Origin of the sequence: Neorhizobium petrolearium, assembly GCF_017873175.1 — a bacterium.
GTDB lineage: Bacteria > Pseudomonadota > Alphaproteobacteria > Rhizobiales > Rhizobiaceae > Neorhizobium > Neorhizobium petrolearium.
In genome coordinates, this window is the sequence record NZ_JAGGJW010000015.1 from 145,795 (window position 1) to 169,137 (window position 23,343).

Sequence of the window (23,343 nt, forward strand, 5' to 3'; positions counted from 1 at the left end):
TCACGAAGGCGGATAGCCATGCTGAACCTTCACCACCTGAACAGTTTCGTCATGCTGGAGCAGACCGGCAGTTTCACGGAAACCGCAGCCCGCCTCGGCATCGGCCAGTCGACCGTCACGCAGCATATCCAGCGGCTGGAGAAATCGCTCGGGCGACAGCTCGTCTTGCGCGATACGCATCAGGTCAGGCTGACCGCGGAAGGCGAGGCGTTGCTGGGCTACGCGCGCGGCATGCTGGAATTGAATGGCAAGGTTGCCTCGCTGTTCGGCGAGAGCCGCTTGCGCGGGCGGCTGCGGCTCGGGGTGTCGGAGGACGTGGTGGCGAGCCGACTCACCGCCATCCTTGAGGATTTCATCCGGCTCTATCCCCTGGCCGACCTGGAATTGACCGTGGCGCTGTCGGCCGTGCTTCACCAGATGCAGGATGAGGGCGACCTGGACCTCGTGCTCGCCAAGCGGCATGTCGGTGAGACGCATGGGCGGCTTCTCTATCGCGAGCCGCTCGTCTGGCTGGCGCGCGATCCCGACCTCATTCTTTCGCGCGGCAACGCTCTGCCGCTCATCGCCTTTCCGCCGCCATCCATTACACGGCGCGTGGCGCAGGAGGCGCTCGACCGGGAAAGGATGCCCTGGCGAATCGTCTGCACCTGCGAAAGCCTGAGTGGGCTTACCGCCGCGGCGCGGGCCGGCATGGGCGTGCTCGTGCAGCCGCGCAGCATGGCGCCTTCGGGCCTGAAGGAAATTCCGGCCGACCGGCTGCCGGTGCTGGAGGACGCCGAGTTCGTGCTGATCCCCCGGCGCGGCGCGGATGCCGCGCTCACGGAGGCGCTGTCGAGCCTGATCAAGGCGCAGATTGTGCCGCAGCATCAGCGCAACGCGGCCTGATATTCGCGGCCGTCAGCCTGCCTTGCAGATCGACAGGAATTGGTCGATGTCGTCCTCGGTCGTCGCAAAACTTGTGACGAGGCGGATCAGCATCTCGTCATCCTTCACCGGTTCCGGCATGGCGTGCGGTGCCGGCCAGTCGTAGAATTTTGCCCCCCTGGCCTGGGCGGCTTCGGCGGAAGCCTTGTTGAGCACGGCGAAAACCTCGTTGGAGGTCGTGTCCCAGGCAAGCCGCGTGCTGTTCAGCGAACGGATGCCGGCGCGCAGCCGATCGGCCATGGTGTTGGCGTGGCGTGCCATGCCGAGCCAAAGATCATCCTGCAGATAGGCTTCGAACTGCGCCGAGATGAAACGGGTCTTCGAAAAAAGCTGGGCGGCGCGCTTGCGGATGAAGGCGAAGTCCTTCGCCAGTTCGGGATTGAAGAAGACGATCGCCTCGGCGCACCAGCAGCCGTTTTTCGTGCCGCCGAAGGAGAGGATGTCGACGCCGCGCTTCCATGTCATTTCGGCCGGCGTCGTGCCGAGCGCCACCAGCGCATTGGCAAAGCGCGCGCCATCCATGTGGACCGGCAGGCCGTTCGCCTTGGCGATGGTCGAGAGTGTTTCGATCTCGTCGAGCGTATAGATGGTGCCGCTTTCCGTCGCCTGGGTGAGGGTGACGGCGGCGGCGCGGCCGTGATGCAGCGAATCCTGCGGGAAGCCGGCAATGCCGCTTGCGAGGTTCGCGGGGGCCATCTTGCCGTTTTCGCCGTCGACCGGAACCATGCGCATGTTGCTGAAGAAATCCGGCGCACCGCACTCGTCTTCAATCACATGCGCTTCCGAATGGGAAAAAACGACGCCGCCGACACGGGCGACGCTCGCCAGTGACAGCGAGTTGGCCGCTGTGCCGGTGGAGACGAAATAGACGGACACCTCACGCTCGAAAATCTCGTTGAAACGAGCTTCGACCGCTTTGTCCAGGTCGCTCGTGCCATAGGCGGCGGCGAACCGGGTCGATTCCTTCGAAAGACGTTCATTGATGGCGGGATGGGCGCCGGCCCAGTTGTCGGAAGCGAAGAACATGAAAGGACACCTTGGGAGAGCTTTTGAAGAGGTCCGGCGCAGATTAGGCGTTTTGGCCTCACAATCAACGGTAAAGGCGCTATCACCCCCGCGGACCTATATTCGGGGCAATCATCTGAATATGGCCAGACCTTTGAAGTAATTAAATTTCGCGCTTACGCGTTGTCCGGCAATCTCCTGTCGCGGCGGCCTCGAAATTTTCAATCCATACTCTTGTTAATCGCTCTAATCTGTGCCATAGAAAGCGGGAATTAGGACAGAAATGCTGTCCTAATTTTGGAAGATGAAGGGCTGGTCTGCCACTCTTTTCCGCTGACGTCGGCGCCGATCCGGGTTATGCTGCGCTGCAAAGCTGCATCTGACGCTGGAGCGGCGCCATCGCGTGAAAGAAGGTGGCGGGCAGTCTGTCATCCGAACGAGACAAATGAAAGCCACTTTGCCCGCTTCGACGCGGCCAACAGGAGGAATGACGATGACGAAGATGATCTCCCAGGTGCCCGGCCATCAGGCTCAGGCCTCCGCCGAGACGAAAGCACGCGTCCCCTTTGTCGCCTCCGGTGTGCCGATGCGCCAGGGTCTGTATGACCCCCGCAACGAGCACGATGCCTGCGGCGTCGGCTTCATCGCCCATATGAAGGGGAAGAAGTCGCATCAGATCGTCAAGGACGGCCTCTTCATTCTTGAAAACCTGACGCATCGCGGCGCTGTCGGAGCCGATCCGCTGATGGGCGATGGCGCCGGCATCCTCGTGCAGATCCCCGACCGCTTCTTCCGTGAGGAGATGGCGGCGCAGGGCGTCACCCTGCCGAAGGCCGGCGAATACGCCGTCGGCCATTTCTTCATGCCGCGCGACGCCGATCAGATCGAACATTTCAAGAAGGTCATCGTCGATGTGATCGCGGAGGAGGGGCAGCAGTTCCTTGGCTTCCGCGAAGTGCCGGTCGACAATTCCTCGCTGTCGAAGGCGCCGGATATCGCGGCGACCGAGCCCTACCACCTGCAGGTCTTCATCGGCGCGGGTCGGGATGCTGCGACGAACCTTGAGTTCGAGCGCCAGCTCTTCCTCGTCCGCAAGGTGATCTCCAACCGTATCTACGACGCCTTCGGCGGCCAGGAGACCGGTTTTTATCCGGTCTCGCTGTCGTCCTCGACCATCGTCTACAAGGGCATGTTCCTGGCCTATCAGGTCGGCGCCTATTACAAGGACCTGTCGGACCCGCGTTTCGAAACGGCCGTGGCGCTGGTGCACCAGCGGTTCTCGACCAACACCTTCCCCTCCTGGAAGCTTGCGCATCCCTACCGCATGGTCGCCCATAACGGCGAGATCAACACGCTGCGCGGCAACGTCAACTGGATGGCGGCGCGTCAGGCATCGGTCTCCTCACCGCTCTTCGGCGACGACATTTCCAAACTCTGGCCGATCTCCTACGAAGGCCAGTCGGATACGGCCTGTTTCGACAACGCGCTCGAGTTCCTCGTGCGCGGCGGATATTCGCTTGCCCATGCCGTGATGATGCTGATCCCGGAAGCCTGGGCCGGCAACCAGTCTATGTCGAAGGACCGCAAGGCCTTCTACGAATACCATGCGGCGCTGATGGAGCCGTGGGACGGCCCTGCGGCGGTCGCCTTCACCGACGGCAAGCAGATCGGCGCCACGCTCGACCGCAACGGCCTCAGGCCCGCCCGCTACGTCGTCACCGACGACGACCGCGTCATCATGGCGTCCGAGGCCGGTGTCCTGCCGGTGCCGGAAGAGACCATTATCAAGAAGTGGCGCCTCCAGCCGGGCAAGATGCTGCTGATCGACATGGAAAAGGGCCGCATCATCTCCGACGAGGAGGTGAAGAGCGAGCTTGCGACCAAGCATCCCTATCGCAACTGGCTCGACCGCACCCAGCTCATCCTGGAGGACCTCAAGCCGGTGGAGCCCCGGGCGCTGCGTCGCGACGTATCGTTGCTCGACCGCCAGCAGGCGTTCGGCTACACCAGCGAGGACACCAAGATCCTGATGTCGCCGATGGCGACGACCGGCCAGGAAGCGATCGGCTCGATGGGCACCGATACGCCGATCTCGGCAATGTCGATGAAGTCGAAGCTGCTCTATACCTATTTCAAGCAGAACTTCGCGCAGGTCACCAATCCGCCGATCGACCCGATCCGCGAGGAGCTCGTCATGAGCCTCGTGTCCTTCATCGGTCCGCGTCCCAACATCCTCGACCATGAGGGCATGGCGAATGCCAAGCGTCTGGAAGTGCGCCAGCCGATCCTGACCAACGGAGATCTGGAAAAGATCCGCTCGATCGGCCACACGGAAGACCGCTTCGATACCAAGACGCTCGATTTCACCTATGATATCGAGCGCGGCGCCGAAGGCATGCCGGAAATGCTCGACCGGCTCTGCGAGCGGGCGGAAGCGGCGGTCAAGGGCGGCTACAACATCATCGTGCTTTCCGACCGGCAGATTGGACCGGACCGCATCGCGATCCCGGCGCTTCTGGCGACCGCGGCCGTGCACCATCACCTGATCCGCAAGGGCCTGCGCACGTCCGTCGGCCTCGTCGTGGAATCCGGCGAACCACGCGAAATCCACCATTTCTGCTGTCTTGCCGGGTTCGGGGCGGAGGCGATCAACCCCTATCTCGCCTTCGACACGCTGGTCGACATGCATGCCCGCGGCGAATTCCCGAAGGAGGTCGATGCCCAGGAAATCGTCTATCGTTACATCAAGGCGGTGGGCAAGGGCATCCTGAAGGTCATGTCCAAGATGGGCATTTCCACCTACCAGTCCTATTGCGGCGCGCAGATCTTCGACGCCGTCGGCCTGTCGTCGGAACTGGTCGAAAAGTATTTCTTCGGCACAGCGACGACGATCGAGGGCGTGGGCCTGAAGGAGATCGCCGAGGAAACCGTCACGCGCCACCATGCGGCGTTCGGCAAGGATCCGGTTCTTGCCTCGACGCTCGATATCGGCGGCGAATACGCCTATCGCATGCGCGGCGAAAGCCATGCCTGGACCCCGGATGCCATTGCCTCGCTGCAGCATGCGGTGCGCGGCAACAGCCAGGATCGCTATCGCGAGTTCGCCGAGATGGTGAACGAGACATCATCGCGGATGAACACGATCCGCGGCCTCTTCAAGATCAAGACGGCGGGCGCGATCGGCCGCAAGCCTGTCTCCATCGACGAGGTGGAGCCGGCGGCGAACATCGTCAGGCGTTTCTCCACGGGGGCGATGTCCTTTGGCTCGATCTCCAGGGAGGCGCATACGACGCTGGCGATCGCCATGAACCGGATCGGCGGCAAGTCGAACACCGGCGAGGGCGGCGAGGAAAGCGATCGGTACATGCCGCTGCCGGACGGTTCGATGAACCCGGAACGCTCGGCGATCAAGCAGGTCGCTTCCGGCCGCTTCGGCGTGACCACCGAATACCTGGTCAATGCCGACATGCTGCAGATCAAGGTCGCCCAGGGTGCCAAGCCCGGCGAAGGCGGCCAGCTGCCCGGCCACAAGGTGGATGCTACCGTCGCCAAGACCCGTCATTCCACGCCGGGTGTCGGCCTCATCTCGCCGCCGCCGCACCATGATATCTATTCGATCGAAGATCTGGCGCAGCTCATCTACGACCTGAAGAACGTCAATCCGACCTCGGACATTTCCGTCAAGCTCGTCTCGGAAGTGGGTGTAGGCACGGTTGCGGCGGGCGTCGCCAAGGCGCGCGCCGACCATATCACGGTCGCGGGCTTCGATGGCGGCACGGGCGCTTCGCCGCTCACCTCGCTGAAGCACGCCGGCAGCCCATGGGAGATCGGTCTTGCGGAAACCCAGCAGACGCTGGTTCTGAACGGTCTTCGTTCGCGTATCGCGCTGCAGGTCGATGGTGGCCTCAAGACCGGCCGCGATGTCATCATCGGCGCGCTGCTCGGCGCCGACGAGTTCGGCTTCGCGACTGCGCCGTTGATCGCCGCCGGCTGCATCATGATGCGCAAGTGCCATCTGAACACTTGTCCCGTGGGCGTCGCCACGCAGGACCCGGTCCTGCGCAAGCGCTTCAAGGGCACTCCCGAGCACGTCATCAACTATTTCTTCTTCGTGGCCGAGGAAGTGCGCGAGATGCTTGCCGCGCTTGGCTTCACCAAGCTCGATGACATCATCGGCATGTCGGAGCTTCTGGAGAAGGACGGGATGCTCGCTCACTGGAAGGCCAGGGGGCTCGATTTCACGAAGATCTTCCACAAGGTGGAGGCTCCCAAGGAAGCGACCTACTGGACGACCCGCCAGAAGCATCCGATCGACGACATTCTCGACCGCAAGCTGATCGAAAAGTCTCAACCTGCACTCGAGAGCAAGGAGCCGGTGGTCTTCGAAGTGCCGATCAAGAACGTCGACCGTTCCGCCGGAGCGATGCTGTCCGGTGCGCTTGCCAAGCGCTGGGGCCACAAGGGCCTCAAGGACGACACGATCCATGTGACGCTGCGCGGCACCGCGGGGCAGTCCTTCGGTGCGTTCCTTGCGCGCGGCATCACCTTCGATCTCGTCGGCGACGGCAACGATTATGTGGGCAAGGGCCTGTCCGGTGGCCGGATCATCGTGCGCCCGCCGGAAAACTCGAAGCTCGCGGCGGAGAACGCGATCATCGTCGGCAATACGGTGCTCTACGGCGCGATCACCGGCGAATGCTATTTCCGCGGCGTGGCGGGCGAGCGCTTTGCAGTGCGTAACTCCGGCGCCATCGCCGTCGTCGAAGGCGTGGGCGACCACGGCTGCGAATACATGACCGGCGGCATCGTCGTGGTTCTCGGCGAAACGGGACGCAACTTCGCAGCCGGCATGTCCGGAGGCGTCGCCTATGTGCTCGACGAAAGCGGCGATTTCGCCAAGCGCTGCAACATGGCGATGGTCGAACTCGAACCGGTGCCGGAAGAGGACGACATGCTGGAGAAGCTGCATCATCACGGCGGCGACCTCATGCACAAGGGACGCGTCGACGTTTCCGAAGACATGACGCGCCACGACGAGGAGCGCCTTTACCAGCTCATCTCCAATCATCTGCACTACACGGGCTCGAACCGCGCCAAGGAAATCCTTGATCGCTGGAGCGAGTACCGGCCGAAATTCCGAAAGGTCATGCCGGTTGAATACCGGCGCGCGCTGGAGGAGATGGAGCGCATGCGGATGGGGATTGCGGCGGAGTAGTTTGGATTTGAGTTATTCTGTGATATGACAATGTCATATCACAGAATGGAGGCGGCAATGTTTCCGATGCCGAAGGAGCGTAGGGCAAAGATATTCAAGAACGGGCGAAGTCGGGCAGTGCGAATTCCTAGTGATTTTGACCTCTCCGGCGACGAAGTTGTCATCCGCCAAGAAAAGGATGGGGTAATCACGATCCATCCGGCCAAGCCGAAACGGTCTCCGGGTGAACTGATCGAATGGCTTCGGGAAATGGCGCCTGTGGGTAAGGAGTTCCCGGAGATTGAGGATCTCCCTCTCCGCCCGATCGATTTGGATCTTCCGGAATGAGCTATCTGCTCGACACAAATGTGATCTCGGATTTGATCCGAAATCCGGAGGGCCAAGCCGGAAAGCGGGTTGCTACACTTGAGGAAGGGGAACTCAGAACCAGCCTCATCGTGGCGGCCGAGCTCAGATACGGCGTTGCGAAGAAGGGGTCGGAGCGCCTCACAAAGCTGGTGGAAGCGGTGCTTGCCGACTTCGAGGTTCTGCCTTGGGAGGCTCCGGCCGATGTTCACTACGCTACGGTCAGAGATAGTCTCAGCCGCGGCGGGCAGCCAATCGGCGACATGGACATGCTGATCGCCGCACATGCGCTCGCCTTGGACGCGGTGCTTGTGACGGACAACGAAAGAGAGTTTTCCCGGGTACCGGGATTGAAGATTGAAAACTGGCTGCGATAGCGGCGGAGTAGAGGTTTAGACATGGGCAAGGTAACGGGTTTCCTGGAAATCGACCGGCAGGTGGCGAAGTATCAGCCAGCCTCCGACCGCATCCGCCATTTCCGCGAATTCACGATCCCGATGTCGGATGCGGAAGTGACCAAGCAGGCGGCGCGCTGCATGGACTGTGGCATCCCCTATTGCCACGGCCCGACCGGCTGTCCAGTCCACAACCAGATCCCGGACTGGAACGACCTCGTCTACAACAACAAGTGGGAAGAGGCGATCCGCAACCTCCATTCCACCAACAACTTCCCGGAATTTACCGGCCGCGTTTGCCCCGCTCCTTGCGAGGAGGCCTGCACGCTCAATCTGGAAGATGCGCCGGTCGCCATCAAGACAGTCGAGCAGGCGATCGCCGACAAGGCCTATGAATTGGGCTTCATCGCGCCTCAGCCGGCGACCGTCCACACAGGCAAGAAGGTCGCGATCATCGGCTCCGGCCCCGCCGGCATGGCAGCGGCCCAGCAGCTCGGCCGTGCCGGCCACGACGTGCATGTCTACGAGCGCGAGTCGAAGCCCGGCGGGCTCCTGCGCTACGGCATTCCGGACTTCAAGATGGAGAAGAACTTCATCGACCGGCGGGTCGAGCAGATGAAGGGCGAGGGCGTGACCTTCCATACCGGCGTTAATGTCGGCGTGGACATGCCGGTCGAAAAGCTGCTTTCCGATCACGATGCGGTGCTTTACTGCGGCGGCTCGGAAACCCCGCGCCCGGCCGGCATTCCCGGCGCCGACCTGCACGGCGTCTATGACGCGATGCCCTATCTCGTGCAGCAGAACCGTCGCACCGGCCGCGAGAATATCGACAGCGTCGCCTGGCCGTCCGATCCGATTCTGGCCGGCGCAAAGCATGTGGTGGTCGTCGGCGGCGGCGATACGGCGTCCGACTGCGTCGGCACGGCCTTCCGCCAGGGCGCCGTCAAGGTAACCCAGCTCGACATCCGCCCGCAGCCGCCGGAGAAGGAAGACAAGCTGGCGGTATGGCCGTTCTGGGCGACCAAGATGCGCACCTCGTCGTCGCAGGCCGAAGGCGCTGTGCGCGAATTCCAGGTGGCGACGCTCGAATTCATCGGCGAAGACGGCCAGCTTACCGGTGTGCGCTGCTGCGAAGTCGACGAACGTCGCAAGCCGATCGCCGGCACGGATTTCATCATCAAGGCGGACCTTGCCTTCATCGCGATCGGCTTTTCCGGGCCGCTCAAGGAGGGCGTGCTGACCGAACTCGAAGGCAAGCTCGATGTTAATGTGGACCGGCGCGGCTCGACCAATGTCGTTGCCAACGACCGCGACTACAAGACCTCGGTCGACAAGTTCTGGACGGCGGGCGATGTGCGCCGCGGCCAGTCGCTGGTCGTCTGGGCGATCCGCGAAGGCCGCCAGGCGGCGCGAGCGATCGACGAGGCGCTGATGGGAAGCTCGGTCCTGCCGCGGTAAGTGCCGGAAAAGCTCCTTCGGCTTGTTTGCCCCTCATCCGGCTGCCGCCACCTTCTCTCCGTCATGACGGGGAGAAGGGATATGCCGCACCGGCTTCCTTCACCTTCGACGGTAGCGCGAGGTACGTTCCCACTCCCCGTGAGCAGGTAGAGGGTTAGGGTGAGGGCAATTTATATGCACTAAGGCGTAGCTCACCGCGCCGCTGGAATCTGATAATCATCGATCCGTCCGGTCGGGGCAGGGGCGAGTTCTCCCCGCTTGACCAGCTTGTCGCGCGGCGTTTCCACGAGGATCGAGGGAAGCGGTGCCGCGCCAAGCAAGTCCTTGCCGCCGTCAAGCTCGGGGTCTGACAGGCTGATCGGGTGGGTCGGTATGGCCTGACCGGGCGCGGCCGGCAGCGCGGACAGGGAGGGCAGACTGCTGGAGTCAAGCTTGACGACGTCGGGGCTCGCCATTTCCCCGAGATGCCGGCGGACCAGTTTCTCGACATAGAAGGCGAGTTTCTGCTTGCCGGCCTTGGTGAAGGTGATCCCGTCCGAACTGCGCAGCCGCGCCTGTTGGCCGTTAACGTCCGAGCCCGTTAGGATGAACTTGCCGTCCTCATCTACGAAGCCGTCCCAGATATCGACGAATTCACCTCCCGCCTTCTCCGTCTGGCTCCGGTATATGGCGTTCAGCGTCACCGCGTCGGCCATCATGGAGGGCGACTGGAAGGAGGGCAGGCCGACCCAGAGCAGCGGCAGCTTCCGGGAGGCGACGATGCCGGCGAGCTCTGCCACGCGCGCCTCGTATTCCTTGAACCAGGTCTCGCTGCGAAACTTTTCGCGGGTGCCGCCGATCTGCATCTGCTGGCGGTCGTTGGCGCCGACCATCACCACGACGATGGCGGGCTTTGCTTCGTCCAGCATGGCCGGCAGTTCGGCCGGCCAGTCGAAATGATCCTTGCGGACGAGGCCGGAGGAACCGTCGCTGCGTTCGACGACGGCGACGCCGGGAGACGTCGCGAACGCATTCTCCAGTTCGCTGCCAAGGCCGCCGGCCATGAAGTCGCCGACCACGAGGATCTGCCTGGCATCCTCGAGCTTCGCAACAGGCTCGGGGGTGGGCGGTGCGACGGGTTGCGGCGGGCGCGGCGCCGCGGCGCGGCGAGGGGCCGGTTTGCGCGGCCGTGGTTTCACCTCGATGATCGAGCCGTCGCGGTTATAACGCCGACGAGGCGCACGCTCGTAAGGTTCGTATCGCTCGTATCGCTCGTAGCGGGGGCCGCCGAACAGCAGGTCGAAGAGGTTGCGCCGCGGGGCCGGCTCCTGGGCGGTGGCGGGCGAGGTAGCGAACGGCAAGGCGAGCAACAGCGCAAGCAAAATCGCGCCCAAACGAGCCCAGCCTCCTTGTCCGCTGGTGTTCCACAAAGCCTTCATGCCTCGTACGCCTCGCACGCTCTACAGGTGCTGGACCATCGGAAAACCATGTGGAGCACTATGCTTGCTTGTCAACGCAAAGCTTCGAGAAGCTGCCGTGAGGGTTCGCCGCTTTGCTGCATGCCGAGCCGCTTCTGGATCTCGGAAATGGCTGCCTTCGAGCCGGAGCCGAAATTGCCATCGACCTCGCCGTTGTAATAGCCGAGCTCCTTCATGCGCGATTGCAGCTCGAACTTCTGCTTGATGTCGAGGGTGCCGTCCGGGCGCGGCCATGCCTGCTGCATGCCGCCATAACCGGCGATCTCATCGGCGAGCAGGCCGACGGCGAGCGCATAGCTGTCGGCGGCATTATATCGCTTCACCACGAAGAAATTCTTGAGCATCAGGAAGGCTGGGCCGCTCGTGCCGGCCATGAGCTTCAGTTCTGCGCGGTCCGCGCCGCGCGGAAAGCCCTTGCCGTTCGGACGGGCGAAACCGAGCTTCGCCCATTCGGCCAACGTTTTGGTCTGGCCTTCGTAACGCGCGCCGCTTGCCGGAATTACCGTTTCGTAACCCCAGGTCTTGCCTGATTGCCAGCCGTTCTTGGCGAGCAGGTTGGCGGAGGTAGCAAGCGCATCCGGCACCGAATGCCAGATGTCGCGCTTGCCATTGCCGTCTGCGTCGACGGCGTAGAGCAGGTAGCTGGTCGGAATGAACTGGGTGTGACCCATGGCGCCTGCCCAGGAACCGGTGAGCTGCCTCGGCGCGACATCACCGGACTGGAGAATCTTCAAGGCTGCGATGAGCTGCTTGCGGGCATAATTGGAGCGCCTCGAATCGCCCCATGCGAGCGTCGCAAGCGCCTGTGGGATGTGATGCAGCCGCTCGGGATTGTCCAGTGCGGCGCCGTAATTGGATTCCATCGACCAGATGGCAAGCAGGATGTGCTTGTCGACCCCGAAATGCCGTTCCAGAGCGTTGAGCGTGGAGCCATGCCTTGCGGCCATCTCGCGACCGATGCGCACGGTATAAGGATTTACGCGGGAATCGAGATAGTCCCAGATCTTCGATTTGAACTCCGGCTGGAACTGCGCCTTTTCAAGCACGTCCCGGTCGGGTTCGGTAATGCCGGCAAAGGCTCTTTCATACGTGGAACGGGAAATCCCGCTCTTTGCGGCAGTCGGGTAGAATTTTGTGATCCAAGCCTTGAAACCGGCGTCAGCCTGGGCATCTATCGGCATGCTTGCGACAGCGAACCCAGCGCACAGGGAGAAAACAAATCCGCGCAAGAGGTTGGTGCGAAGTATCTTCATCGGCAGTCGTGTCCATTCTTCCTTTAACCAAGCCCGAAGGCGAGAGTGGCATGCGGCTTAACGATGTAATAACAGAATACGGTCAACAAATTCTTTACCATGGAAATCCGGTCAGCGGCAGTCTTTGCGAAACGGTAGCAAATCGACGCTAGAGGACCGGAATCGAACAACTCGCACGATGATGTGCTTTCAGGAGGCATGAGTGGCACAACAACAGAAGATCCGTAAGGCAGTGTTTCCCGTCGCAGGTCTGGGCACGCGCTTCCTGCCCGCGACCAAAGCGGTGCCGAAGGAAATGCTGACCGTGGTGGACAAGCCGGTCATTCAGTACGTGGTGGACGAGGCGGCGGAAGCGGGCATCGAGCATTTCGTTTTCGTGACCGGTCGCGGCAAGGCCGTCATCGAAGACTATTTCGACATCCAGTACGAGCTGGAACAGATGCTGCGCGAACGCAACAAGAATGCCGAGCTGACACTGCTCGCCGGCCTTCTGCCGAAGGCGGGCACGGCAAGCTTCACGCGCCAGCAGGTGCCGCTCGGGCTTGGCCATGCGGTCTGGTGTGCCCGTGACATCGTCGGCGGCGAGCCTTTTGCGGTGCTCCTGCCCGACATGATCATGTCCGCCGAGAAGGGCTGCCTCAAGGGGATGGTGGAGCTTTACGAGAAGACCGGCGGCAATGTGCTCGCCGTGCAGGAATGCGATCCGGACCAGGCGCATAAATACGGCATCGTCGGCGTCGGCGAGGCGGTCGGCAACGGTTTCAGGATCACGCAGATGGTGGAGAAGCCGCCGAAGGGCACTGCGCCGTCCAATCTCTACATCAACGGCCGCTATATCCTGCAGCCGGAGATCTTCAAGATCCTGGAGACCCAGGAGCGCGGCGCCGGCAACGAGATACAACTCACCGACGGCATGCTGACGCTCGCGAAGAGCCAGGAGTTCTCGGCCTACAAGTTCACCGGCGAGACCTATGACTGCGGCGCCAAGGACGGTTTCATCCTGGCGAACCTCGCATTCGCCCTGCAGCGCGCCGATATCCGTCCGGCGATCGAGGAGCCGCTCAAGACACTCATCGCATCGCTGAAATGACAAGGCAGGACATTCACTCGTCGGAAAACTCTACGAGCTCCTCATAGCTTTGCTGCGAGGGGTTTTCTTTTAGAGGAGGAGCATGATGGCTGTCGAGGCAAGCGGGGATTTCCTGGAATTCCATGATCTGGCGCCTGAGATCGTTCAGGCGATTCTGGACCGTGCCAGTGAACTGGCAAATGCGTGGTATGACGGCCGGATGCCACAAAGCCTCTCAGGCAAGCATATCGCGCTGATCGTGGATGACAGCGGCTGGCGCAACACTACGGCGTTCGATCTCGGCATCCAGGCAATGGGCGGCCTGAGCGTCCATGCGCCAGTGAGCCTCGGTGGACGAGAATCGATCGCCGATCTCGCCGGCTATCTCGATAACTGGTTCGACATGATCGTTATCCGCACGAAGCAACTCGCTAGCCTTCAAGAGCTGGCTGAGAACGCCGAAGCTCCGGTTATCAACGCGCGGACGCGATCGAACCACCCTTGCGAAACGCTAGGCGACCTTGCCTATATCCGAAGCCGGCGGGGCAGCATCGAGGGATTGAAGATTGCCGGTGTGGCGCCGGATGCCAATATCCTACGGTCGTGGGTGGAAGCGTCCGTTTCTCTCCCCATCGAGGTGGTGCAGGTTTTTTCGCAGAGATGGCACATCCGGGAGCCGGCGCTCGTCAACCGGAATTTTCGGGTCAGCGAGGATATGCGCGAACTTGAGGATGCCGACGTTATCTTGACGGACTCGTGGCCGGGCGGGGCGGAAGAGAGCGTGTTCGCCGATTATCGGATATCGGCGGCGATTCTGGACGATTGCCGAGCCGATGCGATCTTCATCCCCTGTCCGCCGGTCATGCGCGGACAGGAGGTGGCTATGGATGCCATGGCACATCCTGCCTGTCAAAGCAGGTCCGCGAAGGCATTTCTCCTGCATGCCCAGAACGCACTCATGGAATGGATCGCCGGCCGGCTGGATATCACCGCTTGACGGCAAGCCCGACGCCGGCGCGGACGATGCGTTCGTCGGAACCGCCGCCATCCGCCTGCTCATATTCCACGTCGCCGGTGAGGTCGAGATAACGGTTGATCGCCCAGGTAAGACCGGCGCCGGCCACCCAGACGGTCTCGTCGCTGCCGCCGCTTGAGAAGTCGCGATAGGTCGAGCTTCCGGTGAGGCGCGCCACGAGATGATCACGCATCTCGTGCGTCAGTCCCGCGGTTGCCTGATATTCCACCCAGCCGCTCTGGCCCGGCGTGGTGGAATCCTGCACCGTTGTGCGCAGGCCGAGATTGACATCGGTGCCACGCTGCGGTGACCAGATCGCATTGCCGTTGAAGGTGATCGCATCCACCGATTTCAGGCGGCTGTCCTCGTAATCGACGAACTCGTAGCCGGCGCCGATCTCGCCGCGCAGTTTTTCGCCGAAATCGAATTCCACGCCGCCGCGTGCCGCATAGCTCTGCGAGGAGCGGGCGTAACCGGAATTGTCGCGCTTCTGGTCGTAGAATGTGTGACCTGTCGCCACTTCGACGTAAGGGATCAGGGCCGGCGAGAGCTCGTAGCCAAGCCGCAGCCTGCCGTCGATGCCGGTGCGGTTGCGATCCTTCATGCTCACGACGGTGCCATCCGAGAGTTTGGCGTCGGTATAGGTGGCGCGGGAAAGATCGAGTGCGGCGGTGCCATGGATTTTACCGAGATCGCGCTCCACCGAGAGGCCGCCGGTGAATTCGTTGACGCCCGATTGGGTTGTGGCGCCACCGATCGCGTTCGGGTCGTAGTCGTCCTCGCGGGTGAAGCTGTAGCCACCCGTGACATGGGCGATGGTATCGTCGGCAAGATCGAGCCGCAGATCCGCATCGATGTTGACTTCCGGTCGTTCGCCTTCGTCGCCGCCGCGAAAGTTGCGCTCAAGGGTTCCTTCGCCAGTCACCGTCAGTGAATGGCGCGACCAGTCGGAGGAGAGGGTGCCGCGGATTACCGTCGAGAAGTAGTCGCGGCGACGCTCGCTACCATTGGAACGGGTGATTTCCGTGTTGACGCCGTTGGTGACCGTGGGGCGGAGGAGAAAGCTGCCCAGCCGGATGCCAGTCGGATCACCCGGCTCGCGCGGCTGTTCCCGTGCGTCGATCGGCTCCGCGCCGGGATCGAGCGGCTGCTCGTAGGGCTGGTTCAGGTCTTCCTCGTAGGGCGGCTCCTGATCGGCATCCGGAACGGGGCCGGATACCGCGCCGGCTGCAACATTCGGGTCGTCCCGGATCGGATCGTCGGCAGCACCCGCCGTGCCGCTGGCCGGCTGGGTCCCCGTACCTCCGCCGAGGGTGGTTTGTGAAGTCGGTGCCGTGGCGTCCGTCACGGACGGCAGGGAGCCGCCCTGTGGCGGAAAGGGGCTGGTGGTCTGGGCGACGGCCGGCGTGGCAAGCGCTGAGCAGGCAAACAGCAAGCCGGCCGCCGCCCGGCGCCGCTCACGCGTCCTGCCTGTTCTCATGATGATCTTCATCGGCCCGCCTGGCGATCGGAATGCTTACCCAAACGTAATGTCCACCGTTCTGTACAGGCATGAGGCCGGAGGCCGCTAAACGCTTGTTCTGAAAAGGTAAATATTACGTCGAGTACTTGCCGTGATTGTGCGGGGCAAATGTTATTTTATAGTTAACCGCTGGTAAAAAATATCGCGTTGCCGAGCAGTCGCGTTCTCGTTGAATCCTTTGAAATAACTCAGGGTTGCAAAACTTATAGAAGTTCCTCCGACGCAAGTGTCGGCTCAGCCGTCGGCTCCGGCGAATAGTTACGCCTTTTGCAGTATCTGCGGATGCAACAATAGTGGTAAAAGCTAAAATACGATTGACACTTCTAGTCGTCTGGTAGTTAGATGTTAATCTCATGGTTGTTGGCGAGGAGAGCAGGTCTTGCCAAGTGAACGCATGATAAAAACTGATAAATCTCTCGTGTACGATGTGGTCGGATACGACGGTATTAGATATTTATCGTTCAGAAATTTTAATGATCCAGCATTTTATCAATATAAACTTGCTATAGAGGGGGATTCTTGGGCAAGTATTTTGTGGCCGTGGAGTAAATTATTTGGTTATAATCAAGCTTTTTCAAACATAATTGATGAAGATTTTCGGTTTTATATGAATAATGTCGGCTGGCCCGGAGATACGTTGGAGAATATAGTCCATAAAACTTTCTCAAGAAACATTCAGCATGAAAGAGATAGAGGGCTACGTGTTCCTATTCAAAGCGGAATATTCGATTTTCTCATCCTCTCTGGAGGCGGCAATGATTTCCTTGGGGGTGGTGAACTTCAAAAATTCTTAAGACCGTATGTGCAGGGCGTAAGTGATCCTTGGGACTGCTTGGATAAACCGAAGGTTGACCGAATATTCAAGCGAATTCGAACTGCATACTTGAGGCTAATTGAGGCTGTTAATCTCTGGTCGGGGCGAACGCACATCTTTCTACATGGTTACGATCATGCAGTACCGCGCCATGGTGGTCGCTGGTTGGGAGAGCCGTTCTCTTCCAGAGGCTATAACCCGGACCTAAAGATTTGCACCAATATCGTAAAAGTCCTCGTCGACCGAATGTACGAGACGCTTGGTCAGATAGCCGCCCAGAATCGACGCGTCCATGTCGTTGATGTGCGTGGCTGCTGCAAAGGCAACTGGCATGACGAACTGCATCCCAACCTTCCTGCAGCGAGACTTGTTGCGCAGAGGTTCATTTCATCAATGGTTGGGGTCTCAAAGCGAAGCGACCTGCACGCGGATGTAATGCATGTGAGAGGGAGGTCAAAAATGGACGCGGATTGCATCGAGAAATTAATCGAACTTGGAAGTAGCAGGCGAAGCATTGCTGAAGTACACAGACGAGCCGCGCGATATATGGAAGGATCGGGATATCAGTTTCCGACAAAGTCATGTGCTGCAACCCTAAGCGCATTTCTACAGATGGCGGACATCCCTATCAGAACGACCCTCGGCGCTGGAAGATTGGCAGAGCGAATTGAAGAGGACCGAGGTTGGCTGCGCGTCGAAGTCGGGCGGCAAGAGCCAGGTGATGTTGGCGTAACGTACGACACCTCCGACCCGCCGGGGGCTGACCATATCTACTTGGTGGTTGGCGTCCACGATGCAGACCTGATGACGATTGCTGACAACCAGGCGCCCAGACCCCATGAACGATATGCAAGTGGTAGAGGAAGGACACGTACCAGATACTTCCTTCGCGCACCCGGAATACGAATTTTCCGGGATATGGATGAGCTGGAACAGATCGATTACTCGATCTACCCATTCGAAGACGAAGATACGAACGGATTGGAAGATCCGACGGCCGAACCGCCGAGCCGCAGACTGAAGGGCGGTGCTCCAATCAGCGATGACATGGTAGAGAAGATTGCTCAACGAGTGGCTGCAATTATCGAGGGTCGGGCAAAGAAGTAAGAGCACGTCAGGAACTTCCACAGCCCGATCAGAAACCTTTGATCGGGCTCAAAGTTCATACTGCTCACTATGGGCTAAAATGATATAGTTAACGTTTGGTTGCGGTGCCGCACCAAGCCTGGAATGTCGCCGTTACGGTGCAAAGTTGATGGACTTCGAATATAAAAAACGCTAAGGCTTCACCATGATCAAGAGAGCTTTGCAACTCGTCGAACATGATGTCGTCGACTCCGCGCTGAGGACCATTGCCTTTGGAAAACAAGGGCTTGATGCGCTGGATGATGCCCTCCAGAATGGCCTGGGCGATCGCTTTCGCAATGCAGTGGAGATCATCGGTGGCATCGACGGCCGGGTCATCGTGACCGGTGTCGGCAAGAGCGGCCATATCGGCCGGAAGATCGCTGCGAGCCTTGCATCGACCGGCACGCCCGCCTTCTTCGTCCATCCCGTGGAAGCCAATCACGGCGATCTCGGCATGATTACCACAGGGGATGTGGTGCTGGCTCTCTCCTGGAGCGGCGAGACCGCAGAATTGCAGGGCATCGTCTCCTTCACCAGGCGTTTCTCCGTTCCGCTGATCGCGATGACCGCCGGCGAGGTTTCGACGCTCGCGCGGGAGGCCGATGTCGTGCTGCTTCTGCCCAAAGAGCAGGAGGCCTGTCCGCATGGTCTTGCGCCGACCACGTCGACGCTGATGCAGCTTGCCATGGGTGATGCGCTCGCCGTCGCTCTTCTGGAAGCGCGCGGCTTCTCGGCAACCGATTTCCGTGTCTATCATCCGGGCGGCAAACTCGGCGCAATGCTCTCGCATGTCAGCGATCTCATGCATACCGGTGACCGGATTCCGCTGGTGAAGAAGGGCGTCACCATGCCCGAGGCCATTCAGGAACTGTCGCGCAAGCGTTTCGGCTGCGTCGGCGTGGTCGATGAGGAAGGATGCCTTTGCGGCGTCGTCACCGATGGCGATATCGCCCGGCACCTGGACCTCGACCTCCGTCAGACGCCGGTCGATGACGTGATGACGACAAGCCCGAAGACGGTCGGCAAGGAAACGCTCGCGACGGCGGCCATGGCGCTTCTCAACAAGCACAGCATCGGCGCGCTCATCGTCATCGACGCGGAGCGCAAGCCCGTCGGCATCGTGCATTTCCACGATCTCCTGCGCGTCGGCGTCGCCTGATTCCGGAAAGAGTTCAGTCCGCCTCGACCGTCAGGTCACGACCGCTGGCGGTCACCACCTTCACGCGTGTGCCGGCCGGCAGGTCGGGCCCCATGACCGGCCACCAGGTATCGTCCAGGCGGATGCGGCCGCGTCCTTCCGTGATCGGTTCGTGGAGAGTGGCCGTGCGGCCGATCAGACTTTCGCCGCGCCGGTTCAGGAGAGGCTCGTCGCTTGCCTGGTCGCGGCCGGCGTAGAAGCGGCGGCCGGCGAGGGCAAAGCCGATCGAGAGCACGGCAAAAAGCAGCCACTGGATCTGCCAACTCCAGAAATTCGTATTCCAGAGCATGAGCGACAACGCGCCCACGACGATCGCGGCGGCGCCGATCCAGATCAGAAACACGCCGGGAGCGGCAAGTTCGGCGGCCAGCAGGATGAGGCCGAGAATCCACCAGCTCCAGGGACCGAGACCGCTCACCAAGTCGTAGATCATGGCTTCAAGTCTCGGACGAGGACGATGTCGTGTTGAACGGACTGACCGCCGGCGTCGTGCGCGAGCCGCCCTGCGGGCGTGGTGGCGCCGGCGGGCGGGGTGGTTGTGTCGGTGCCGGGCCGTCGCCGAAGACTTCCTTGGCGATCGCGCCGATGCCGCCGAGCGAGCCGATGATGGAGGAGGCTTCGAGCGGCATCAGTACGATCTTGGCGTTCGTCGCCCTGCCGATCTCCACCAATGCCTCGGTGTATTTCTGCGCCACGAAATAGTTGATGGCCTGCACGTCGCCAGCGGCAATCGCCTCGGAGACGACCTGTGTCGCCTTGGCTTCGGCCTCTGCCAGCCGTTCGCGAGCCTCGGCCTCCCGGAAAGCGGCCTCGCGTTCCCCCTCGGCCTTCAGCACGGCCGCCTGCTTGGCGCCCTCCGCGCGGAGAATCTGGGCGCTGCGGGAGCCTTCTGCTTCGAGGATCTGGGCACGCTTCTCGCGCTCGGCCTTCATCTGCCGTCCCATGGATTCGACGAGGTCGGCCGGTGGCTGGATATCCTTGATCTCGACTCGAGTCACCTTGATGCCCCAGGGACCAACGGCTTCGTCGACGACGCGTAACAGCCGCTCGTTGATCACCTCGCGGTTCGACAGCAGTTCGTCGAGATCCATCGAGCCCATGACCGAGCGGATATTGGTCATGGTGAGGTTCTGGATGGCGTTTTCGAGGTTGGAGATCTGATAGGCCGCCTGCGCCGGGTTCAGCACCTGATAGAAGGCGACGGCATCAGCCGAGACGCTCGCATTGTCCTTGGTGATGACTTCCTGAGTCGGGATGTCGAGCACCTGTTCCATGACGTTCATCCGGACGCCGATGCGTTCGATGAACGGCGTGATCAGGCTAAGCCCTGGTTCGAGCGTGCGGGTGTAACGACCGAAGCGCTCCACGGTATAACGATAGCCCTGCGGCACCGTCTTGATCGCAGCGAACAGGATCAGGATGGCCAGAATGACCAGCGCGATCACGACGATATCGAAGCCACCCAAACCCATTTCACTTCTCCCGCTTCCTCGAATGGCGCCGATCCTATTCAACGGTTCGCCTATTCACAAGCGCGCCGCCAGCGTCTAAAGGAACGGCGTTGAAATACCGGTCGCAGCCTACCCGGTCAAAACAAGGACACCTGATCATGAAAACCATCGTCGTCTGCTCCGGCGGACTGGATTCCGTTTCGCTTGCCCACAGGATCGCGGCGGAACACGAACTTCTCGGACTCATCTCCTTCGACTACGGCCAGCGGCATCGCAAGGAACTCGACTTCGCCGCCGCCTGCGCTGCCCGTCTCTGCGTCTTCCATCAGATCATCGACATGCGCTCGATCGGCAGCCAGCTTTCGGGCTCGGCGCTCACCGACGACGTCGCAGTGCCGGACGGGCACTATGCCGAGGAGACGATGCGTATCACAGTCGTGCCGAACCGCAACGCGATCATGCTCGCCGTCGCATTCGGGGTTGCCGCCGCAAGAGGGGCCGAAGCGGTGGCAATCGCCGTGCACGGAGGCGACCACTTCATCTATCCCGATTGCCGGCCGGGCTTCATCGACGCCTTCCAGATCATGCAGAACCATGCGCTGGAGGGCTATGCTTCGGTGAAGCTGCTTGCTCCCTACGTCAATGGATCGAAGGCGGATATCGTCATCGACGGTGCGCGACACGGCACGCCGTTTGCGGAAACCTGGTCCTGTTACAAGGGCGGGATGCGCCATTGCGGCCGCTGTGGCACCTGCGTCGAAAGGCGAGAGGCCTTCCATCTCGCCGATGTTCCCGATTCCACGGATTACGAGGACCCGGATTTCTGGAAAGCCGCGACCGAGGCGTTCAGGGCGGAGGAGGTGCGCTGATGTACCGGATCACCAAGGAGTTCCATTTCTCCGCCTCGCATCAGCTCTCGCATCTGCCCGCCGACCATCAATGTGCGCGGCTGCACGGCCACAACTATGTCGTCGTGGTGGAGCTTGCGGCAGCCGAACTCAACGACCATGGTTTCGTGCGCGATTATCACGAGCTTGCGCCACTCAAACGCTACATCGACGACGCGTTCGATCACCGGCATCTGAACGACGTGCTGGGGCACGACCGCGTGACATCGGAATGTCTCGCCCGGCATTTCTATGACTGGTGCAGACAAAGGCTGCCGGAGACAGCTGCCGTGCGCGTCAGCGAGACGTCGAAAACCTGGGCGGAATACCGGCCGTGAGCGTCTCGGACGCGCGGATACGGGTGAGCGAAATCTTCGGCCCGACGATCCAGGGGGAGGGGGTTCTGATCGGCCAGCCGACCGTCTTCGTGCGGACGGGCGGGTGCGATTATCGCTGCTCATGGTGCGATACGCTGCATGCGGTCGACAGTGCTTATCGCGATCAATGGGAGCTGATGGGCATCGAGGCGATCTGGACGGAGGTGCGGCGCCTGTCGGGCGGCGTGCCGCTGACAGTTTCGCTTTCCGGCGGCAATCCGGCGATCCAGCCGCTGGGGGCGCTGATTACGCGGGGTAAACGGGAAGGGTATCGTTTTGCCCTCGAAACGCAGGGGAGTATTGCCCGGGACTGGTTCTGCGACCTCGATACCCTGGTGCTGAGCCCCAAGCCGCCGTCTAGCGGCATGGAGACGGACTGGCGTGCGCTGGAAGACTGTCTGGGGATGGCGGCGGGACGGCCGCAGATGGTGCTGAAGTTCGTAGTGTTCGACGATGCGGATTACGCCTTTGCCCGTGAGGCGGATGCACGCTTCCCGCAACTGTCCGTCTATTTGCAGCCGGGCAACCATACGCCACCGCCGCCGGACGACTACGAGGCCGTCGTCGACATCGACGGGATCATGGAGCGCATGCTCTGGCTCATTCAAAAGGTGACGGAAGACCGCTGGTTCGGCGTCCGTGTCCTGCCCCAACTGCATGTATTGCTATGGGGCAACCGGCGCGGCGTGTGACGGGGCATCGGGAGAGATCACACCCAGCCCTGGAGCTCGCGGCGCACGACCTTTTCGAGCACCGTCATGCCGCCTTCACTGTCGTTGAGGCAGGGGATGTGCACGAACTTTTCGCCGCCGTGATGCAGGAAGGTTTCGGCAGCCTCGCCGGCGATTTCTTCGAGCGTTTCCAGGCAATCGGAGACGAAGCCGGGATTGATGACAGCGATCCGCTTCACACCTTCGCTTGCCAGTTTTTCGACCGTCTTGTCCGTATAGGGCTGCAGCCATTCCTCCGGCCCGAAGCGGGACTGGAAGGTGAGCATGAAGCTCTTCTCGCTTAGGCCGAGTGCCTCTCGCAGCAGCCGGCCCGTCTTTTGGCAATGACAATGGTAGGGGTCGCCAGCCTTGAAATAGGATTGCGGAATGCCGTGGAACGAGGCGATCAGCACTTCCGGTTCCCAGTCGAGCGTCGCATAGATCTGCCGTACCGAACTGGCGAGCGCTTCGATATAGGTCGGATCGTCGTGATAGGGCGGCACCGTGCGGATCGCCGGCTGCCAGCGCAGTTTCATCAGGTGCTCGAAAGCCTTGTCGTTGACGGTTGCGGTGGTGGAGGCGGCATATTGCGGATAAAGCGGGAAGAGTACGATCTTCTCGCAGCCCTTGTCCTTCAGCGCGTCGATGCGTTCCGCGATCGAGGGCTTGCCGTAACGCATCGCCCAATCGACCACGACGTTCGGCAGATCCGTCAGACGCTCGCTCATCAGATCCGACTGATTGCGGGTATAGGTGCGCAGGAAGCTTTCGTTCAGATCCTTGTTCCAGATCGCCTCATAGGCCTTGCCGACCTTCTGCGGCCGCTTGTTCAGGACAATGCCGTAGAGGATCGGATACCAGTAAAGCCTGGACCATTCGATCACCCGCCGGTCGGATAGAAACTCTGCGAGATAACGCCGCATCGGCCAGTAATCCGTGCCGTCCGGAGTGCCCAGATTGACAAGCAACACGCCGACCTTGCCGAAAGTCACTTTCGGATGATCGTGAGGCATGGAGGCGGATGGAGAAATCATGCGGACCCTTCCAAGGCTAAGCTTCTCAAGCGGCGACGAGGCACTTCGACATTGCGGGTTTACTTAGAAAGAAATACCGGTCCGGG

Annotated in this window: 19 protein-coding genes; 12 read left to right on the plus strand and 7 right to left on the minus strand. The window is 61.1% G+C overall.

Going from position 1 to position 23,343, the window contains the following annotated elements; genetic code table 11:
- Window positions 1-18: 18 nt before the first annotated feature.
- Window positions 19-885, plus strand: a complete 867-nt coding sequence (locus J2046_RS25960; protein ID WP_210056761.1) for a LysR substrate-binding domain-containing protein — start codon at window positions 19-21, stop codon at window positions 883-885.
- A gap of 12 nt (window positions 886-897) precedes the next feature.
- Here the strand turns inward: J2046_RS25960 and J2046_RS25965 are convergent, their stop codons facing one another.
- On the minus strand, window positions 898-1,950 hold the full coding sequence (locus J2046_RS25965; RefSeq protein WP_210056763.1) for a threonine aldolase family protein: 1,053 nt from the start codon (window positions 1,948-1,950) through the stop codon (window positions 898-900).
- A gap of 472 nt (window positions 1,951-2,422) precedes the next feature.
- Here J2046_RS25965 and gltB point away from each other — a divergent pair, with 472 nt between their 5' ends.
- Genes gltB through J2046_RS25985 form a run of 4 tightly spaced genes read left to right on the plus strand, consistent with a single transcriptional unit; the run spans window position 2,423 to window position 9,342 of the window.
- Entirely contained in the window at window positions 2,423-7,144 is a 4,722-nt protein-coding gene (gltB, locus tag J2046_RS25970; RefSeq protein ID WP_210056765.1) for a glutamate synthase large subunit, read from the plus strand.
- A gap of 57 nt (window positions 7,145-7,201) precedes the next feature.
- Window positions 7,202-7,471 carry an antitoxin gene (locus tag J2046_RS25975; RefSeq protein WP_233470296.1) on the plus strand — a complete coding sequence of 90 codons (270 nt, stop codon included), beginning with the start codon at window positions 7,202-7,204 and terminating at the stop codon, window positions 7,469-7,471.
- Entirely contained in the window at window positions 7,468-7,866 is a 399-nt protein-coding gene (locus tag J2046_RS25980; protein WP_210056770.1) for a type II toxin-antitoxin system VapC family toxin, read from the plus strand. Before J2046_RS25975 ends, J2046_RS25980 begins: the two co-directional genes overlap by 4 nt.
- 21 nt (window positions 7,867-7,887) lie before the next feature.
- A complete protein-coding gene (locus J2046_RS25985; protein ID WP_210056772.1) occupies window positions 7,888-9,342 on the plus strand; it encodes a glutamate synthase subunit beta in 1,455 nt (484 codons plus the stop codon).
- A 191-nt stretch (window positions 9,343-9,533) separates the two neighbouring features.
- On the opposite strand, the gene J2046_RS25990 is transcribed toward J2046_RS25985, so the two are convergent.
- Together J2046_RS25990 and J2046_RS25995 are read right to left on the minus strand one after the other, a co-directional pair.
- Window positions 9,534-10,760, minus strand: coding sequence for an SGNH/GDSL hydrolase family protein (locus J2046_RS25990; protein ID WP_210056774.1), 1,227 nt, complete (start codon window positions 10,758-10,760; stop codon window positions 9,534-9,536).
- A gap of 71 nt (window positions 10,761-10,831) precedes the next feature.
- Window positions 10,832-12,052: a lytic murein transglycosylase gene (locus tag J2046_RS25995; RefSeq protein WP_210056776.1), complete on the minus strand. Its 1,221-nt coding sequence runs from the start codon at window positions 12,050-12,052 to the stop codon at window positions 10,832-10,834.
- A gap of 202 nt (window positions 12,053-12,254) precedes the next feature.
- Here J2046_RS25995 and galU point away from each other — a divergent pair, with 202 nt between their 5' ends.
- Together galU and J2046_RS26005 are read left to right on the plus strand one after the other, a co-directional pair.
- Window positions 12,255-13,142: a UTP--glucose-1-phosphate uridylyltransferase GalU gene (galU, locus tag J2046_RS26000; protein ID WP_210056777.1), complete on the plus strand. Its 888-nt coding sequence runs from the start codon at window positions 12,255-12,257 to the stop codon at window positions 13,140-13,142.
- Between the two features lie 85 nt (window positions 13,143-13,227).
- Complete coding sequence (locus J2046_RS26005; RefSeq protein WP_210056779.1) at window positions 13,228-14,118, plus strand: ornithine carbamoyltransferase; 891 nt, start codon at window positions 13,228-13,230, stop codon at window positions 14,116-14,118.
- Here J2046_RS26005 and J2046_RS26010 read toward each other — a convergent pair.
- Window positions 14,108-15,628, minus strand: coding sequence for an outer membrane beta-barrel protein (locus tag J2046_RS26010; protein WP_210056781.1), 1,521 nt, complete (start codon window positions 15,626-15,628; stop codon window positions 14,108-14,110). The genes J2046_RS26005 and J2046_RS26010 overlap by 11 nt on opposite strands.
- Window positions 15,629-16,037: 409 nt before the next feature.
- Between J2046_RS26010 and J2046_RS26015 the strand changes: the two genes are divergently transcribed.
- Together J2046_RS26015 and J2046_RS26020 are read left to right on the plus strand one after the other, a co-directional pair.
- Window positions 16,038-17,579: a hypothetical protein gene (locus tag J2046_RS26015; RefSeq protein WP_210056783.1), complete on the plus strand. Its 1,542-nt coding sequence runs from the start codon at window positions 16,038-16,040 to the stop codon at window positions 17,577-17,579.
- A 184-nt stretch (window positions 17,580-17,763) separates the two neighbouring features.
- Window positions 17,764-18,759: a KpsF/GutQ family sugar-phosphate isomerase gene (locus J2046_RS26020; protein WP_210056785.1), complete on the plus strand. Its 996-nt coding sequence runs from the start codon at window positions 17,764-17,766 to the stop codon at window positions 18,757-18,759.
- A gap of 13 nt (window positions 18,760-18,772) precedes the next feature.
- Here the strand turns inward: J2046_RS26020 and J2046_RS26025 are convergent, their stop codons facing one another.
- The gene (locus J2046_RS26025; RefSeq protein WP_210056787.1) at window positions 18,773-19,231 is read right to left on the minus strand and encodes an NfeD family protein; all 459 of its coding nucleotides are present in this window, start codon (window positions 19,229-19,231) and stop codon (window positions 18,773-18,775) included.
- A gap of 4 nt (window positions 19,232-19,235) precedes the next feature.
- Complete coding sequence (locus J2046_RS26030) at window positions 19,236-20,270, minus strand: SPFH domain-containing protein (protein WP_210056789.1); 1,035 nt, start codon at window positions 20,268-20,270, stop codon at window positions 19,236-19,238.
- Between the two features lie 137 nt (window positions 20,271-20,407).
- Here J2046_RS26030 and queC point away from each other — a divergent pair, with 137 nt between their 5' ends.
- The 3 genes from queC to queE are packed head-to-tail and all read left to right on the plus strand — an operon-like array spanning window position 20,408 to window position 22,205.
- Window positions 20,408-21,118 carry a 7-cyano-7-deazaguanine synthase QueC gene (gene queC, locus J2046_RS26035; protein WP_210056790.1) on the plus strand — a complete coding sequence of 237 codons (711 nt, stop codon included), beginning with the start codon at window positions 20,408-20,410 and terminating at the stop codon, window positions 21,116-21,118.
- Window positions 21,118-21,474 carry a 6-carboxytetrahydropterin synthase QueD gene (gene queD, locus J2046_RS26040; RefSeq protein WP_210056792.1) on the plus strand — a complete coding sequence of 119 codons (357 nt, stop codon included), beginning with the start codon at window positions 21,118-21,120 and terminating at the stop codon, window positions 21,472-21,474. Before queC ends, queD begins: the two co-directional genes overlap by 1 nt.
- A complete protein-coding gene (gene queE / locus J2046_RS26045) occupies window positions 21,453-22,205 on the plus strand; it encodes a 7-carboxy-7-deazaguanine synthase QueE (protein WP_233470303.1) in 753 nt (250 codons plus the stop codon). Before queD ends, queE begins: the two co-directional genes overlap by 22 nt.
- A 17-nt stretch (window positions 22,206-22,222) precedes the next feature.
- Here the strand turns inward: queE and hemH are convergent, their stop codons facing one another.
- Window positions 22,223-23,257, minus strand: coding sequence for a ferrochelatase (gene hemH / locus J2046_RS26050; protein WP_210056793.1), 1,035 nt, complete (start codon window positions 23,255-23,257; stop codon window positions 22,223-22,225).
- Between the last annotated feature and the right edge of the window lie 86 nt (window positions 23,258-23,343).